Origin of the sequence: Polynucleobacter sp. MWH-Adler-W8 (assembly GCF_001889925.1) — a bacterium.
GTDB lineage: Bacteria > Pseudomonadota > Gammaproteobacteria > Burkholderiales > Burkholderiaceae > Polynucleobacter.
On record NZ_LZFI01000003.1, the window covers coordinates 301,342 to 317,658 of the forward strand.

Consider the following 16,317-nt stretch of genomic DNA (forward strand, 5'->3'; position numbering starts at 1 on the left):
CAACCCAAAAAAGGAAGATATGTCTCATCACGATAAATTACTAGAAGCTTTTGAAAACTACAAAGCTGAGAATGAAAAGTTTCAAGGCAAAGGTATTAAAGCTTCTGCAGCACGCGCTCGTAAGGCTTTGCAGGAGATTGCTGGTTCTTGCAAAGAGCGCCGTAAAGAAATTACTGCTGAAAAAGAATCTCGTGAAGGCGCTGGTGCAGGCATGTCACAAGATGCGGCACGTAAGGCCCATATTCGTAAGTAAGCAATTTGTAATCTAAGGAGAGCCACCTTCGGGTGGTTTTTTATTACTCGTTTGCAAACAATTTGCTGAAGTTCGTCGCCTAGGTTATTTAATAATAGAATCTCTTCTTTAGGCAATTTAAGCAATATTTCTATATATGAGCTCATCCGATGGTTTGGCAGAAAATTCACTAGGCGTATTTGAGTCAATCATTATGGGTATTGCGGGGACCGCGCCCGCCTTTAGTGTTGCCGTAACTAGCGCGGCTATTGTTGCCTCGGTCGGTGTTTTATCTGTAGGAAGCATTTTGTATTGCGGCCTCATTATGTTTGGGATCACCTTAGCTTTCATTCATTTGAGCAAGATTCAGCCTAACGCTGGTGCCGCCTATGCTTGGGTGGGTCATGTTTTTGGACCTGCTTGGGGATTCTTTGCTGGCTGGGGTTTATTGATTGCCTCTATTTTTTTCATGGTTTCGGCAACCATTCCTGCGGCTAGTTCTACCTTGCTGCTCATCGCTCCTGATCAAGCTGAAAACACCCAACTCATTTCGGCAATAGCTGCCGTCTGGTTAACGGTGGTTTCATTAATTGTTGGGCGGGGCATAAAGCATTCCAGTTTTATGCAAATCGCGCTCACTCTTTTTGAGTCTGTCATTTTATTCGTGCTGATTGCTGGTGGACTGATGAGTTACTGGTCAAAGCCGGCACACCCACCTTCCTTTGTATGGATTTCTCCGCTCTCTTTTTCTCCGCAACTATTCGCTACGGGTGCGCTTACGGCCATCTTTTTCTTCTGGGGCTGGGATGTCACCATGAACTTAAGTGAGGAGAGTAAGGGTGGGCAAAAAAACGCAGGTGGGGCTGCAGGTAAGGGGGCATTTTGGTCGGTACTGAATATGATGCTTTTCTTTGTGCTGATGATGGTTGTGGTTTTAATGGTCTTAACTGATCGTGAAATTGCCGACTCTGGTACCAATGTCCTTTTTGCAATTGCCAATAAATTATTCCCGGCACCCTGGAGTTATCTTGCAGTCTTTTGCACCATATTTAGTACGGTCGGAACGATAGAGACTCAAATTTTGCAATTCAGTCGCAGCATGTTTGCAATGGCGCGAGATGGTATGTTGCATCCGGTCTACGCAAAAGTGCATGACCAATATAAGACGCCTTGGGTAGCTACTTTTGTTATTTGGTTTTTAGGGGTGATATTACTTTTTTCCTCATCCTTTATGCCTTCAGTGAAAGCAATCTTGACCAGCTCCATTTTGGCAATTGGATTTCAGATTTGTTTTTATATGAGTTTGACTGGCTTTGCTTGTGCATGGCATTACAGGAAAAAACTCAATGCCGGCTTCGGGTCAGCGATGGCATACGTTATATGGCCTGGGTTCTCAGGCGCATTCATGGTATTCGTTGCTATTTACAGCATCCCGACTTTTGATGCATTTACCATCATGATGGGAGTTGGAGGTTTGCTTTTAGGTTTTCTGCCCCTAGCATTTAGTCGCAAAAGAGCACTCGCTACCACTCGTTAGAGTGTTTTAATTAGGCACGTCCTGTGCTGCCAAAGCCACCGGCGCCACGACTACTCTCGGTGAACTCGTCAACTACCTTGAGCTCTACTTGTTGTACCGGCATGACAACCAATTGAGCTAAACGCTCCATCGGCTCGAGCTTAAATGAAGTGGAGCCGCGATTCCAAGTGCTCACCATGAGCTGGCCTTGATAGTCTGAGTCAATTAAGCCAACTAAGTTACCAAGAACGATGCCATGCTTATGGCCTAAGCCAGAGCGCGGCAGAATAAAGGCCGCATAGCGTGGATCTTCAACATAGATTGCTAATCCGGTAGGCACGAGCACCGTTTGACCAGGGGCAATCTCGATTGCTTCATCAATACAGGCGCGCAGATCTAATCCAGCGCTGCCAGGGGTGCCATAGCTTGGCAACTGATCGCGCATACGTTCGTCGAGAATTTTGACTTGGAGAGATTGCATGATGTTCCTAAAACGGGGATTTAAATTTTCTTAGCAACTAGCGCAATGAGTTGACGTGCAAGCTGAAGCTTTTCTGCTTTAGCAATTTTTTTGCTGCCGCTGGTGTCAATCACGAGCAATTGATTGAGGTCGCTGCCGAATGTATCGGGACCAATGTTGCCAACAATCATTGGGATACCTTTGCGCTGGCGCTTCTCATCGGCATGCTTTTCTAGATCTGTTGACTCTGCTGCAAAGCCTACGCAATAGGGGTGCGGCTTACCACCTTTAGTTTTCACTGTCTTAGCAACATCAAGCAGAATGTCTGGGTTAGCTGAAAACTCTAGATGAGGCGCTTGATTACCTTGGCGCTTCATTTTTTCTTTGGCGGGCTTAGCAATGCCCCAGTCAGCGACGGCGGCGACTGCAAAGAAAACATCGCAGTCAGTTGCACTCAGAGTAGCCGCATGCATTTCTTTGGCGCTAACGACATTGGTGCGGGTGATTTGTCCGGTAGCTTCAAGTGGGGTACTGAGATTACATGGCCCAGCAATTAAATGGACTTGAGCGCCAGCCTCAACAGCAGCTCTTGCAATAGCAAAACCCATCTTGCCCGAGCTGTGATTGGTGATGCCACGCACTGGATCAATCGCTTCAAATGTGGGGCCTGCAGTAATTAATACTTTTTTGCCGGCCAATACTTTTTTCTGAAAGAAGGCAATGACTTGCTCAGTGATTTCTGTAGGCTCAAGCATTCTGCCCATACCCACTTCGCCACAAGCTTGGAAGCCGCTGGCAGGCCCAAGAAGGATAACGCCATCGTCCGCAAGCCGTTTGATGCTTCTTTGGGTAGCTGCATGCTCCCACATCTGCTTGTTCATCGCCGGAGTCAGCAAGAGAGGGCAATCTCTTGCAAGGCATAAGGTGGTCAATAAGTCATCAGCTAAGCCCAGAGAAAGCTTGGCCATGAGATCAGCGCTTGCAGGGGCAATCAGAATGGCATCTGCAGAACGAGATAACTCAATGTGCGCCATATTGTTTGGAATGGTGCTATCCCATTGACTCAGGTAAACCGGATTACCTGTGAGGGCTTGCATGGTCACAGGCGTTACAAATTGCTGTGCAGCCTCGGTCATCACTACTTGTACGGATGCACCATCTTGCATGAGTTGACGTGCAAGCTCAGGGGCTTTATAGGCCGCTATCCCACCAGAGATTCCGAGAACGATCTTCTTATTAATAAGTGATTGCATGGCGCCAGCTTAATGGGATTGGGCGGATTTGCCAAATGACTTGCGTAATTCACCCCAAATAATGAGGGCAGCACCGATGCAGATGGCGCTATCGGCCATATTAAATGCGGGCCAATGCCAATTGCCGTAATGTAAGTCAATAAAGTCGACTACAGCACCATACATAACGCGATCTAAGACATTACCAAGTGCGCCACCCAGAATGAAGCTCAAGGCTATGCAGAGTAGCTTATCGCTTTGGTTTTTATATAGCATCCAAATAATGTAAACAGAGGCTACTAGCCCAAGAATGGTGAAGAACCAGCGCTGCCAACCAGAGCCTTGCGCCAGAAATGAAAACGCGGCACCTGGATTAAAGAGGAGTAGCCAGTTCATAAAAGGCAGAACAGGTTCAGGTACACCCATTTGCAAATTACTGAGTGCTGACCACTTGCTAAGTTGATCTAGCAATAACACGATGACAGCAATTGCTAGATAACGAGGTAGAGCAAGACTTTTCATATGGCTGCTACTCAAGCGAAGAGGCGGTGATCACCATCACCAAACAAGTTGCTAATACAGCGACCACATAATTCTGGATGGTCGGCATTGCTTCCTACATCTTTGGTGTGATGCCAGCAGCGCCCACATTTTTTATATTGGCTACCGCGTACCAAAACTTCTAACCCCTCATTACTGAGTTCAGTATTGGCGCTAGAGGTGATGGTTACAAAGCGTAAATCATCTTCTAATGAGTGGAGGATGGCGAAATCAACATCACCGACTTTGATCGTGAGTTCAGCTTGCAGCGATGAGCCTACATTACCTGCTTCGCGCTCAATCTCAATTGCTTTAGTTACTTCAGAACGAATTTCACGAATACGATTCCATTTAGCCAGCAATTCCTCAGCATGAGCAATCTCAGGGAACTTGCCAAACTCTTCCATAAAGATCGATTCTGCAGGCTTGCTGCCTGAGCCATGGGGGAAGTCTTTCCAGGCCTCCTCTGCGGTGAAGGAGAGGAATGGCGATAGCCACTTTAAGAGGTTTCGGGTGATATGGAATAGGGCGTTCTGAGCAGCGCGACGGTCAGGAGAGTCGGGTGCGCTCGTGTAGAGGCGATCCTTCAGAATATCCAAATAGAAGCCGCCCAAGTCCTCGGAGCAGAAAGACAGCATGCGAGCTACTGCTGGTTGGAATTCATATGCTTTGTAATGCGCCTCCGTATCACTCTGCAATTGATTAGCAAGAGCAACTGCGTAGCGATCAATCTCAAGCCACTGCTCAGCAGGCATCGTGTGCTTGCTAGGATCAAAATCTGATAGGTTGGCTAGCAAGAAACGCAAAGTATTACGAATACGACGATAGCTCTCAGTAACGCGTTTGAGAATCTCGTCTGAGATCGTCATTTCACCTGAGTAGTCGGTAGAGGCAACCCAGAGGCGAATGATCTCAGCACCGAGTTTGTCGGCAACTTGTTGAGGCGCAATCACATTGCCCACAGATTTACTCATCTTGCGGCCTTGACCATCGACGGTAAAGCCATGCGTAAGGAGTGCCTTATATGGTGGCTTGCCATCGAGCATGGCGCCAGTCAGCAATGAGGAGTGGAACCAACCACGATGTTGGTCTGAACCCTCGAGATATAAATCAGCCAAGCGACCGTTTGGTGTTTCTGCGTCAGCAGTTAATAACTCATCACGGTGCGATCCACGAATGACATGCCAATGGGTTGTTCCAGAATCAAACCAGACATCTAAGGTGTCACGGTTCTTTTCATACTGGGCAGCTTCTTCGCCCAGAAGCTCGGCAACTTCCAATTTTTGCCAGGCTTCAATACCTTCTTTTTCTACACGCTTAGCGATTTCTTCGAGTAGTTCAACAGTACGTGGATGTGGTTCACCACTTTCCTTATGTACAAAGAACGCCATTGGCACGCCCCATTGGCGCTGACGTGACAAAGTCCAGTCCGGACGATTGGCAATCATGCTGTTAAGACGTTGTTTACCCCATGCCGGGAAGAACTCAGTGCTATCGATGCCCGCTAATGCAGTCTCACGCAAACTTGCTTTGCCATCGGACGGTTTCTTGTCCATGCTGGCAAACCATTGTGAGGTTGCGCGATAAATAATAGGCGACTTGTGACGCCAGCAATGCATGTATGAGTGGGTATACGTTTTATCACGCAGGAGACTGCCTACTTCGCGCATAGCTTCAACAATTTTGGGATTGGCTTTCCAGATATATTCATTGGCGAAGAGTGGCAACCAAGATGCGTAAACGCCATTACCCATGACTGGATTCAGAATATCTTTATCAGCAAGCTTATTGGCTTTACAAGACTTAAAGTCCTCCTCGCCATAAGCGGGCGCAGAGTGAACAATGCCAGTACCGGTATCTAAGGTAACGTACTCTGCCGGATAAATAGGTGAGAGACGCTTATAGCCCTCATGCAATGGCGCTAGCGGATGCCAGAAAGAAATGTTTGCCAATTGAGCACCCTGGCAAGTGGCAATCACTTCGCCCTCTAGACCATAGTCTTGCAAACAAATCTCAACTCGGTCCTTTGCCAGAATTAATAACTTGTTGCCAACATCTACTAAGGCGTAAGTAAGTTCTGGGTGGACATTCATTGCTTGGTTGGCAGGAATGGTCCAAGGAGTTGTTGTCCAGATGACAATTTGACCTGGTTTATTTGGTAGCTCAGCAAGTCCAAATGCTTTTGCCAGCTGTGGGCGCTGTACATCATCAAAGGCAAAGCCAACATCCACCGTTGGGTCAGTTTTATCTTGGTATTCCACTTCCGCTTCAGCTAGCGCGGAGCCACAATCAAAGCACCAGTTCACCGGTTTCAATCCGCGGAAGACATATCCTTTTTCCCAGATTTTCCCAAGGGCACGAATTTCATCAGCCTCATTGCGGAAGTTCATAGTGAGGTAGGGGTTATTCCAATCACCTAATACACCTAAGCGTTCAAAATCTTTCTTCTGTTTTTCCACTTGAACATGAGCATAGGCACGTGCTTTGGATTGCACTTCGGCAGTTGGTAAATTCTTGCCAAACTCTTTTTCAATCTGAATTTCAATCGGCATACCATGGCAATCCCAGCCGGGTACATAAACAGAGTCAAAGCCCATGAGCCAGCGTGATTTGACGATCATGTCTTTCAAAATCTTGTTTACTGCGTGTCCAATATGAATATCGCCATTTGCATATGGAGGGCCATCATGCAGAATGAATTTTGGTTGATTGGCATGGGCCGCACGAATCTTTTCGTAGAGCTTGTTTTTTTGCCAGCCAGCTACCCATTGTGGTTCGCGCTTAGCTAGATCTCCTCGCATTGGGAAAGAAGTATCTAGTAGATTGACGGGATAAGAGTTTTCTTTTTCAGACATAAGCTTTTTTCTGGAAATAATTTCTGGCATGTGTTGCATCTGCTGCAATCGCTTGTGTAAGGGTTTCGAGGTCCGGATACTTCGCCTCATCACGGATTTTTTCTAATAGTTCTACGGTAATAATTTTTCCGTAAACATCCGCGTTGTAATCAAAAATGTGAGTTTCTAGCAATACTCTGCCTTCATCTTCCACTGTTGGTCTAACACCCAAGCTCGCCACAGCAGGCAGTGGCTTATCGCTTAAGCCTAACACTTGTGCAGTGAAGATTCCGGTCGTTGCCGGTTTGCGATGGTGGAGATGATTGGCAACCGCTAAATTCAAAGTGGGGAACCCAAGTTGACGTCCTAGCTTCTGACCATGAAGCACGTGCCCAGATATTCCGTAAGGACGCCCTAATAATTTTTCTGCTAACTGCATGTCACCAGAAGCTAGCGCAGTACGAAGTGCAGAACTAGAAATACGCTCACCATTTTCTTGAATGGTTTGGATGCTAGAGACTTTAAAGCCATATTTTTCACCAGCAGCTTTTAGGCTGGCAAAGTTGCCTGCACGTTTTGCACCATAGCAAAAATCATCACCAATCAAAATCCATTTAGCGTTCAGTCGTTTCACAATAATTTCTGAAACAAATTCTTCGGGCGACAGTTTGGCAAAAGCAGAGTTGAAGTGCTCTACAACAACACGATCTATTCCAAGCTCGGCAAGTGCGGCTAATTTGTCGCGCAAATTCAGAATGCGGGGCGGGGCTTGTTCTGGTGAAAAGAATTCTTTTGGATGAGGCTCAAAGGTCATTACACAACTAACCAGGCCTTGATCCTTGGCTCCATCAACCAACTCCTTGAGTAGGGCGCGATGACCCCTGTGCACGCCATCGAAATTACCGATGGTTAGGGCACAAGCTGGTCCTGCAGAAAACTGGGTGGGGCCACGGAATACGTTCACAAAATCGCTTTCAGGGTAGCCATCAATTATATTGTGGGCATGCCTTCTATCGTCACCTTAATCTCCGGCCGCGGATCTAATTTCGAGGCTATCGTCAAAATGGCTCAAAAAGAGCAATGGCCAGTCACTTTTGCTGGGGTTATAGCGAATCACTCGGCGGCTAAGGGCCTTGATTTTGCTCGCTCGCAGGGTATTCCGGCCTTTACCATTGAGCATAAAGAGCACGCGACCCGAGAATCCTTTGATGCTGCCTTAATTGCGCAGATTGATGCCTTAGGGGCTGATTTGGTGGTTCTTGCAGGCTTTATGAGAATTTTGACTCCAGGCTTTATTCGCCATTTTGAGGGTCGCTTGATCAATATCCATCCAGCCTTGTTGCCCGCCTTCCCCGGTTTACATACCCACGAGCGGGCTCTGGAGGCTGGAGTGAAAGAGCATGGTGCCACCGTGCACTTCGTGAATGAGGGTGTGGATGAGGGTCCAATTATTTGTCAGGCCTCCGTTCCAGTGCTGGAAAGTGATGATGCGGACACCTTGGCCGCCCGTGTTTTGGCTGCCGAGCATCAAATTTATCCGCGGGCCGTAAAATGGTTCCTCGATGGACGATTGCGAATAGAAGGTAATCAAGTGAAGTTACAACCCCCGGAGTCGCAATTTTTTAAATTATGAGTGCAGAACGTCCACCCCGCAGATCTGGCAGCAGACTAGCCCCACACAAAAGTTACGCGACTAAATCGAAAGATCCATTGCGTCGTCCTGAGCGTCGCAATGCCAGTGGTAATTTAATTGCGCCAGAAGGCCAAAAGAATTTTTCCAATGCGAAAGCATTGCCGCAGCATGCAATTCATCTTGAGCGTTTACTTCCCGAGTTGCTGAGTTTTGAACAGCCAGCTGACCGAGTAGTCAGTCGTTATTTCAGAGAAGAAAAACAACTCGGAAATCGCGATCGTGCTTTGATTGCTGAGAGTGCGTTCGCCATATTGCGTCGTAAAAATGAGTTCTCTCAATTTGCTTCGAGCGGCGAAGGCTCTCAGCCTAGACGCTTAGCCCTATTGGGTTTGCTGTCTGCGCTGTCTGAAGGCGGCTTGGGGTCTGCTAATCGTGCAGAGAGCGCTATCGCCGACTTGGCACATGTTCTTAAGCCTGGTGAATATGAGTGGCTGCAACGTTTTGCAACGGTTGATCCTGCGGCATTAAATCCTCTTGTGCGCAACAATTTGCCAGAGTGGTTATGGGATGCATTTGGAAAATATCCTGGTGAAGAAGCTCGTGAAGAGTTGGCTAAGTCATTAATGCATCCAGCACTGTTAGATTTACGTGCGAACACCATGAAAACCAATCGCGAAGAACTGCTTGTGCAGATGAATGCATTGGGCGGTCGCTATCAAGCAATACCAACTCCTTACGCGCCTGATGGCGTGCGCATTATGGGCAAACCTGCTCTGCAAAATACTGCTGGTTTTAAAGCCGGCATGTTTGAAGTGCAGGATGAGGGTAGTCAGCTTTTGGCTTACTTACTCGCACCTAAACGTGGTGAGATGGTTGTTGACTTTTGCGCTGGAGCTGGCGGCAAGACTTTGGCCATTGGGGCGATCATGCGCTCTACAGGGCGTTTGTATGCTTTAGATACATCAGAGCGTCGTTTAGCGAATTTGAAGCCAAGGCAGGCCCGTAGCGGTCTTTCTAATGTGCATCCAGTGTGGATTGATAGTGAGAATGACGCCAAGATCAAACGCTTGGCCGGCAAGATTGATCGTGTCCTAGTGGATGCCCCTTGTAGTGGCATGGGTACCCTGCGCCGCAATCCTGACCTGAAATGGCGCCAGACCCCTGCCGGAGTCTTGGAGCTCAATCAGAAGCAGATGAATATCTTGGCCTCAGCTGCGCGCTTGCTAAAACCAGGCGGACGCTTGGTTTATGCCACCTGCAGCCTGTTACCCCAAGAGAATCAAGCTATTGCCGAAGATTTTCTGGCAAAACATCCTCAATTTGAGGCTGTTCCGGCAGCTGAAGTTCTTAAGCCGTTGTTTCCGAAGGATAAATTACCGATAGGTTGTAGTTCGGATAATCCTTGGTGGCAGTTATGGCCCCATATTCATGGAACGGATGGCTTCTTTGGTGCTGTGTTCCAGAAGAAAGCTGCAACCCCAGTTGCGGAGTCAGAAAAAGATGCCCAAAAAGAGACTAAGGTCAAAAACAAGAAGACTCCTAAAGAACTAAAATAGAGTTTTAGACCTCTTTAGGGATTCCCTTTTGAATACAGCTTCAGGTTTTGATTTGTTCCTCCATTGGCTTGCTAATGGATATTTGGATTGGTCATGGTGGAAGATAGTTGTTTTCACCTTAATCGTTACGCACATCACGATTGCTGCGGTGACCATTTTCTTACACCGCTGCCAAGCGCACCGGGCATTGGATCTGCATCCGATCGTTTCTCACTTCTTCCGTTTTTGGCTTTGGCTAACAACCGGCATGCTTACCAAAGAGTGGGCGGCGATTCATCGCAAGCATCACGCTAAATGTGAAACTGTTGATGATCCTCATAGCCCACAGGTTTTGGGTATTAATACAGTGCTCTCTCGTGGCGCAGAACTCTATAAACAAGAAGCAGCCAATCAAGAGACCTTGGATAAGTTTGGTCACGGCACTCCAGATGATTGGATCGAGCACAACATCTACTCCAAGTTTTCTTGGCAGGGCGTTGCCATCATGCTCATCATCGATGTATTTTTGTTTGGCGCGATTGGCTTAACAGTTTGGGCAGTACAAATGCTCTGGATTCCGATTACTGCAGCTGGCATCATTAACGGTATCGGTCACTATTGGGGCTACCGTAATTTTGATAACGAAGATGCCTCCCGAAATATTGTGCCTTGGGGTATTTTGATTGGTGGCGAAGAGCTACACAATAATCATCACACCTTTGCAACGAGCGCGAAGCTGTCGAACAAGTGGTATGAGTTTGATATTGGTTGGATGTATATTCAGATCATGAGTTCAGTTGGCTTGGCTACTGTGAAGAAGACGCCGCCTAAGCCGTTACTAAGCGATTTGCGTCCTGCTGACCAGAGCACTTTAGAAGCCATCATTGCAAACCGCTATGAAATTATGGCGCGCTACAGCAAGACATTGCGCAACTTCTTTAGTAATGAAGTGCAGCATATGCAGGTCTTAGCTACGCATTTAACTGATGCGCGTACTTGGCTGGCCAAAGATGAAACTCGTTTAACTGAGCAAGAGAAAGTAAAGCTTGAGGAGCTCATGGCGAGTAATGCTCAGCTACGCAAGATGATTGAGATGCGTCGTGATCTACAGGCTATCTGGGGTCGCTCTAATGCCACTAAAGAGCAGTTACTCTCTCAGTTGCACGTCTGGTGTCAGCGCGCTGAAGAAAGTGGCTTAACAAGCCTACGTGAGTTCTCATTGAGATTGCGTCGTTACGCTTAAAGAAAAATTTCAAACCAAGCGCTTAGAAGAATTTCTAGACAATAAAAAACCCGCTGATGTAGCGGGTTTTTTATTTGCTGAAAGAAGTAATTACTTCAGCTTTGTTTCTTTGTAAGCAACGTGCTTGCGAATGGTTGGATCAAACTTCATGATCTCCATTTTCTCAGGCTTTGTACGCTTGTTTTTTGAAGTTGTGTAGAAGTGACCAGTACCTGCTGATGACTCTAACTTGATTTTTTCTCTGCCGCCTTTAGCCATTTGTGCGCTCCTTAAATTTCGCCACGTGCACGAAGATCAGACAACACAGCATCGATGCCGTTCTTGTCGATAACGCGCAAACCAGCATTGGTTAAGCGCAAGCTAATCCAACGGTTTTCAGATTCAACCCAGAAACGACGATTTTGCAAATTCGGCAAAAAGCGACGCTTCGTTTTATTGTTTGCATGGGATACATTGTTGCCAACCATCGGCTTCTTCCCAGTGACTTGGCAAACTTTTGCCATGACATAACTCCATTAATTGCGAAAAAAGAAGATTGTATCAGTCTCAGCCTATTTTCGGCTAGCCCTAAATGGCTTTGTTTGGGGGGAATTGAGCACAAAGGGGGTATCTAGGCAGAAAATTGCCTATCAAGTTAGCATTTACTATCATTCAAGTCCAATATCCATAAGCCCAGAGTCAGAAAAAGAGAAAAAACCGCTGCCACTAACAATACAGTGATCCAGGAGCTGAATATCTACCAGTTGCAAGGCATTTGCTAGTACTTTGGTGAGTTTTTGATCTGCTTCGCTCGGTAATGGATTGCCGCTGGGATGGTTATGGGCAACGATGAGGGCGCTAGCATTTTTAGCAAGGGCTTCTTTTAGGATTTCACGGGGGTAGATGGCTGTTTGGGCAATAGACCCCCTAAAAAGCTCATCACACTCAATCAAGTGAAGTCGGGAGTCTAAGTAGAGGCATAGAAAGACCTCATGGGGGAGGCGGCCAATTTTGGCCTGCAAGAACTCTCTGACGTGGTTAGGCGATGAAAAGATGGGGTCATGGGTCAAGCCATCCTCTAGGCTTCTCTTAACTAGCTCATATGCCGCCTGAATTTGAGACCATTTAGAAAGCCCCATGCCATGGAGGCGCGTGAATTCTTCAGGGGTGCTGGCCAATAGTTTCGGGAGGCTACCAAAGTGATGCAGGAGATCCTTGGCTAGGGCAACAGCACTTTTGCCCCTAACCCCAACCCGCAAAAAGATGGCCAGTAGCTCCGCATCAGAAAGAGCCGCCGCGCCATTTAGGCGGAGTTTTTCTCGAGGCTGCTGATTTTTTGGCCAGTCTGTAATGGGAGAGTGCACAGCCAGCGTGGGCCTAGATACAATCACCTTATGACCAAGCTTACTGTTTTGCCTAATTCCTACCTGACTCTCAACTATCGGCTCACTTTGCCCAGCGGGGAGGATTACATCAACACTTTTGTCGATCGTCCTGCGACGGTTTTGATGGGGTCTGGACAATTTGCTCCTTGCTTTGAGAATGTGTTGCTAGGTTTAGGTGTTGGCGAGAAAAAAAGTGCGCTGCTTGCGCCAGAAGAAAGTTTTGGTGAGCGCAAAGAAGATTTGGTGCAATGGGTATCTTTGAAGGCGCTTAAAGAAGGTCGCGATGATGATGTGGAATTTAATCCTGGGGATGTGATTGAGTTCAATGCGCCTGGTGGCGCTCAATATGCAGGCGTGCTGCAATCGATTAATGAAGAGGGTGCCTGGTTTGACTTTAACCATCCATTGGCTGGCAGACCGGTTACCTTTGAAGCAGAGATTGTGGCGATTTTGTAAATCATGAGCGACTCTAATCAACCAGAAATTTTGATGGCTCAGCCGCGTGGTTTTTGCGCAGGCGTAGATCGTGCCATCAACATCGTTAATGAGGCGCTCAATCGTTTTGGCGCACCAATATATGTGCGCCATGAAATTGTTCACAACGCCTATGTAGTCAATGAGTTGCGCGATAAGGGCGCGGTATTTGTAGATGAATTGCATGAGGTTCCCAAAGGCGGCATTGTTGTATTTAGTGCTCATGGGGTTTCTCAGGAAGTTCGCAAGGATGCCGAGGCGCGGGGTTTGCAGGTATATGACGCTACATGTCCCTTGGTAACTAAAGTTCATCTTGAAGTTGTCAAGATGTGTAAAGACGGCTTCACGGTATTGATGATTGGTCATGCGGGTCACCCTGAAGTCGAGGGAACGATGGGGCAGGTGAAAGAGGGCGTCTTCTTAATCGAGAGAGTTGGCGATGTGGGATCTTTGCCTTTCCCGGCCGACGAAAAGATTGCATTTGTTACCCAGACAACACTCTCGGTAGATGAGACAAAAGAAATTGTCGATGCGCTAACGATGAAGTTTCCCAATATTGTTCAGCCCCGCAAGCAAGATATTTGTTATGCCACTCAGAATCGTCAAGATGCTGTGAAATTTATGGCGCCTCAGGTTGAGGTCGTTATTGTGGTGGGAAGTGCGACAAGCTCGAACTCTAATCGCTTGCGTGAGCTTTCTGAAAAGCTAGGCGTTCCTTCTTACATGGTGGATGCACCAGAGCAGCTCAAGCCAGAATGGTTTGCTGGTAAAAAACGGGTTGGTTTAACTGCGGGCGCATCAGCGCCAGAGAGTTTGGCGCAATCGATTGTGAGTCGCATTCAGGAGTTCGGCCCCAGACAGGTTCGGGCACTTAATGGGGTAATAGAGGAAGTGACTTTCTCTCTACCCAAAAATCTAATTGGGTAGAGCTTAGTCGACTTGCTTTAGCAGCTCACGCAGCATATTACACATCTGACGAATTTCATCGTCTGATACATTTAAAGCAGGCATAAAGCGCAACAAGTTTGGTCTTGGTGAATTAATCAACAATCCTTCGGGGCTGCGATCTCTGGCAAGATCAACCAGTTTTGGGCCAATATCTTTTCCAAGCATCAATGCGCGCAGTAATCCTTCGCCACGCTCACCTTCAAGGTTAAATTCTGCACAAAGCTTGAGTAATTCAGACTTAAGTAATTCACCTTTAGCTTTGACGCTATCTAAAAAACCTGGGGCTAATAGTTGCTCAATGACGCTAATACCAACAGCAGTCATGAGGGGGTTGCCGTTATAGGTTCCACCTTGATCGCCAGGTACAAAGCAAGCTACCGCATCTGTTGCCAATAGGGCTGCTAGAGGAACGCCTCCACCAATACCTTTGCCCAAAGTCATGATGTCTGGCTCGATGCCGTAGTTTTGGTAAGCAAAGAGCGCGCCGGTACGGCCGCAACCAGCCTGTACTTCATCGGCAATTAACAGAATATTATTTTCTTTAGTGAACTTACGTAGTTCACGCATAAATTCTTGAGTCGTTGGAATCACGCCACCCTCGCCTTGCACGGGTTCAAGCATGACTGCAACGGTTTTGTCGGTCACAAGTTTCTTAACTGACTCTAAATCATTTAAATCCGCTTTAGGAAAGCCTGCTACTTGCGGAGCAAACATCGTGTCCCAGTTTGGCTTTCCAGAGGCGCTCATTGTGGCTAGTGTGCGGCCATGAAAGCTGTGATCAAACGTGATGATCTCAAATGCGCCAGATTTATTGAGTTGGCCCCATTTGCGCGCTAATTTAATGGCGCCTTCATTCGCTTCAGCTCCGCTATTGGCAAAGAAGACTTTGTCAAAGCAGCTGTTCTCAGTCAGTAGATTGGATAAGGCAATCATCGGTTCGTTAAAGAATGCCGGACTAGGATTAATGAGCGTCTTCGCTTGTTTATTGAGCGCCTCAATCATTCCTGGGTTGCAGTGACCTAAGCAATTAACGGCCCAGCCTTGCAAGAAATCCAAATAGCGTTTCCCATTGTTATCAGTGAGCCATGAACCCTTACCTTCGACCATGATCACATCAGGGCGCGGTGTAATAAACATGACTGAGTGGGTATCGATCGTCTGGGTTGGCTTATTCATGCTGATTTAAGGGGTGAGGGTGACAGGGTGAAATGAAGTTTCTATTATCTAACCGAATGGGTTTTATGGCGCAGGACTTATGCGGTGGCTACATCAGCCGCGCTGGTGAAGGAGTCAGCAAAGAACTCCTCCTCTGGTAATTGACACTTGGATGAGAAGTCATTTCTGGCGGCATTGACCATGACCGGGGCGCCACAGGCATAGACCTGGAAGCCCTTCATATCAGGATGGTCAGTCATCACAGCTTGATGCACAAAGCCAGTGCGACCTTGCCAGCCATCCTCTGCAAAGGCATCTGAAATCACTGGGATGTATTTAAAGTCAGCAATTTCTTTTTCCCAGGCTTTGCACAAATCATCTAAATACAGATCACTAGGGCGACGGCCACCCCAATACAAATGAATGGGTCGATGAATCTTTTTCGCCCGCATTTGTTCGATGATGGATTTGATTGGGGCAAAGCCCGTGCCAGCTGCAACAAAAATAATTGGTTTCTTAGAATCTTCTCTTAAGAAAAAGCTCCCCAAGGGACCTTCAAAACGAAGAATATCTTTTTCTTTTAATGCGGGCGTGATGGCACCAAACACAAAGTCAGTAAAGAGGCCGCCTGGCAAATGACGAATATGCAACTCAAGCGGACCTTCTTGCTCAGGCGCGATGGCGATTGAGTAAGCGCGGCGTTGGCCATCCTTAAGGAGAAACTCCAAATACTGCCCAGCTAAGAACTGAAAGCGTTCTGCAGCGGGTAATTGAAGCTTGAGAATGGCAACATCATCACTAGGTTTGGTAATCGCGTTGACTCGGCAAGGCACCTTACGAATCGCAATATCGCCCGCTCCTTGGACTTCACGAGCTTCAATCAGCAGGTCTGATTGGGGATGGGAGCAGCAAAACAGAATGCCACCCGCAGTCTCATCGGCCTTGCTCAGAGCGCTTTCACTATGCTGGCCATGAGTGACTTGACCTTCTAAAACTTTACCTTTGCAAGAGCCACAGGCACCATTTTTGCAGCCATAGGGCAGGTTGATACCTTGACGAAGAGCGGCCTCCAGAAGATTTTCATCTGAATTGACAGTAAATTGTTTGCCGCTCGTTTTGAGCGTGACCTGATAAGACACTCTCATTCCTTT

The 16,317-nt window shown here is 47.3% G+C and carries 17 protein-coding genes; 7 read left to right on the forward strand and 10 right to left on the reverse strand.

What is annotated here, in order from left to right:
• Positions 1-19: 19 nt before the first annotated feature.
• Both AOC28_RS04920 and AOC28_RS04925 read left to right on the forward strand, forming a co-directional pair.
• On the forward strand, positions 20-253 hold the full coding sequence (locus AOC28_RS04920; RefSeq protein ID WP_072582836.1) for a hypothetical protein: 234 nt from the start codon (positions 20-22) through the stop codon (positions 251-253).
• 136 nt (positions 254-389) lie between these two features.
• Positions 390-1,769, forward strand: coding sequence for an APC family permease (locus AOC28_RS04925; RefSeq protein WP_072582837.1), 1,380 nt, complete (start codon positions 390-392; stop codon positions 1,767-1,769).
• Positions 1,770-1,779: 10 nt separating this feature from the next.
• Here the strand turns inward: AOC28_RS04925 and dut are convergent, their stop codons facing one another.
• From dut to AOC28_RS04950, 5 genes are read right to left on the reverse strand one after another with little or no spacing between them, the layout of a single operon-like run.
• Positions 1,780-2,229, reverse strand: coding sequence for a dUTP diphosphatase (gene dut, locus AOC28_RS04930; protein WP_072582838.1), 450 nt, complete (start codon positions 2,227-2,229; stop codon positions 1,780-1,782).
• A 20-nt stretch (positions 2,230-2,249) separates the two neighbouring features.
• Complete coding sequence (gene coaBC, locus AOC28_RS04935; protein WP_072582839.1) at positions 2,250-3,461, reverse strand: bifunctional phosphopantothenoylcysteine decarboxylase/phosphopantothenate--cysteine ligase CoaBC; 1,212 nt, start codon at positions 3,459-3,461, stop codon at positions 2,250-2,252.
• Positions 3,462-3,470: 9 nt separating this feature from the next.
• Positions 3,471-3,962: a signal peptidase II gene (lspA, locus tag AOC28_RS04940; RefSeq protein WP_072582840.1), complete on the reverse strand. Its 492-nt coding sequence runs from the start codon at positions 3,960-3,962 to the stop codon at positions 3,471-3,473.
• 11 nt (positions 3,963-3,973) lie between these two features.
• On the reverse strand, positions 3,974-6,835 hold the full coding sequence (gene ileS, locus AOC28_RS04945; RefSeq protein WP_072582915.1) for an isoleucine--tRNA ligase: 2,862 nt from the start codon (positions 6,833-6,835) through the stop codon (positions 3,974-3,976).
• Complete coding sequence (locus AOC28_RS04950) at positions 6,828-7,778, reverse strand: bifunctional riboflavin kinase/FAD synthetase (protein WP_072582841.1); 951 nt, start codon at positions 7,776-7,778, stop codon at positions 6,828-6,830. Before AOC28_RS04950 ends, ileS begins: the two co-directional genes overlap by 8 nt.
• Before the next feature lie 39 nt (positions 7,779-7,817).
• On the opposite strand from AOC28_RS04950, the gene purN reads away from it, so the two are divergent.
• From purN to AOC28_RS04965, 3 genes are read left to right on the forward strand one after another with little or no spacing between them, the layout of a single operon-like run.
• Positions 7,818-8,447: a phosphoribosylglycinamide formyltransferase gene (purN, locus tag AOC28_RS04955; RefSeq protein ID WP_072582842.1), complete on the forward strand. Its 630-nt coding sequence runs from the start codon at positions 7,818-7,820 to the stop codon at positions 8,445-8,447.
• Complete coding sequence (locus AOC28_RS04960) at positions 8,444-10,003, forward strand: RsmB/NOP family class I SAM-dependent RNA methyltransferase (RefSeq protein WP_072582843.1); 1,560 nt, start codon at positions 8,444-8,446, stop codon at positions 10,001-10,003. Before purN ends, AOC28_RS04960 begins: the two co-directional genes overlap by 4 nt.
• Before the next feature lie 28 nt (positions 10,004-10,031).
• A complete protein-coding gene (locus AOC28_RS04965) occupies positions 10,032-11,225 on the forward strand; it encodes an acyl-CoA desaturase (RefSeq protein ID WP_072582844.1) in 1,194 nt (397 codons plus the stop codon).
• 90 nt (positions 11,226-11,315) lie between these two features.
• Here the strand turns inward: AOC28_RS04965 and rpmG are convergent, their stop codons facing one another.
• The 3 genes from rpmG to radC form a co-directional block, all read right to left on the reverse strand.
• Positions 11,316-11,483, reverse strand: a complete 168-nt coding sequence (gene rpmG / locus AOC28_RS04970; RefSeq protein ID WP_015421876.1) for a 50S ribosomal protein L33 — start codon at positions 11,481-11,483, stop codon at positions 11,316-11,318.
• 11 nt (positions 11,484-11,494) lie between these two features.
• Positions 11,495-11,728 carry a 50S ribosomal protein L28 gene (gene rpmB, locus AOC28_RS04975; protein ID WP_011903570.1) on the reverse strand — a complete coding sequence of 78 codons (234 nt, stop codon included), beginning with the start codon at positions 11,726-11,728 and terminating at the stop codon, positions 11,495-11,497.
• Positions 11,729-11,872: 144 nt separating this feature from the next.
• Positions 11,873-12,568 (reverse strand): DNA repair protein RadC, encoded by a 696-nt coding sequence (radC, locus tag AOC28_RS04980; protein WP_237767735.1) that lies wholly within the window; start codon positions 12,566-12,568, stop codon positions 11,873-11,875.
• A 30-nt stretch (positions 12,569-12,598) separates the two neighbouring features.
• Between radC and AOC28_RS04985 the strand changes: the two genes are divergently transcribed.
• Together AOC28_RS04985 and ispH are read left to right on the forward strand one after the other, a co-directional pair.
• Complete coding sequence (locus AOC28_RS04985) at positions 12,599-13,045, forward strand: FKBP-type peptidyl-prolyl cis-trans isomerase (protein WP_072582845.1); 447 nt, start codon at positions 12,599-12,601, stop codon at positions 13,043-13,045.
• A 3-nt stretch (positions 13,046-13,048) separates the two neighbouring features.
• Positions 13,049-13,990, forward strand: coding sequence for a 4-hydroxy-3-methylbut-2-enyl diphosphate reductase (gene ispH / locus AOC28_RS04990; protein WP_072582846.1), 942 nt, complete (start codon positions 13,049-13,051; stop codon positions 13,988-13,990).
• A 3-nt stretch (positions 13,991-13,993) separates the two neighbouring features.
• On the opposite strand, the gene AOC28_RS04995 is transcribed toward ispH, so the two are convergent.
• Complete coding sequence (locus AOC28_RS04995) at positions 13,994-15,187, reverse strand: acetylornithine transaminase (RefSeq protein ID WP_072582847.1); 1,194 nt, start codon at positions 15,185-15,187, stop codon at positions 13,994-13,996.
• Positions 15,188-15,264: 77 nt separating this feature from the next.
• Positions 15,265-16,305, reverse strand: a complete 1,041-nt coding sequence (locus AOC28_RS05000) for a CDP-6-deoxy-delta-3,4-glucoseen reductase (protein ID WP_072582919.1) — start codon at positions 16,303-16,305, stop codon at positions 15,265-15,267.
• Between the last annotated feature and the right edge of the window lie 12 nt (positions 16,306-16,317).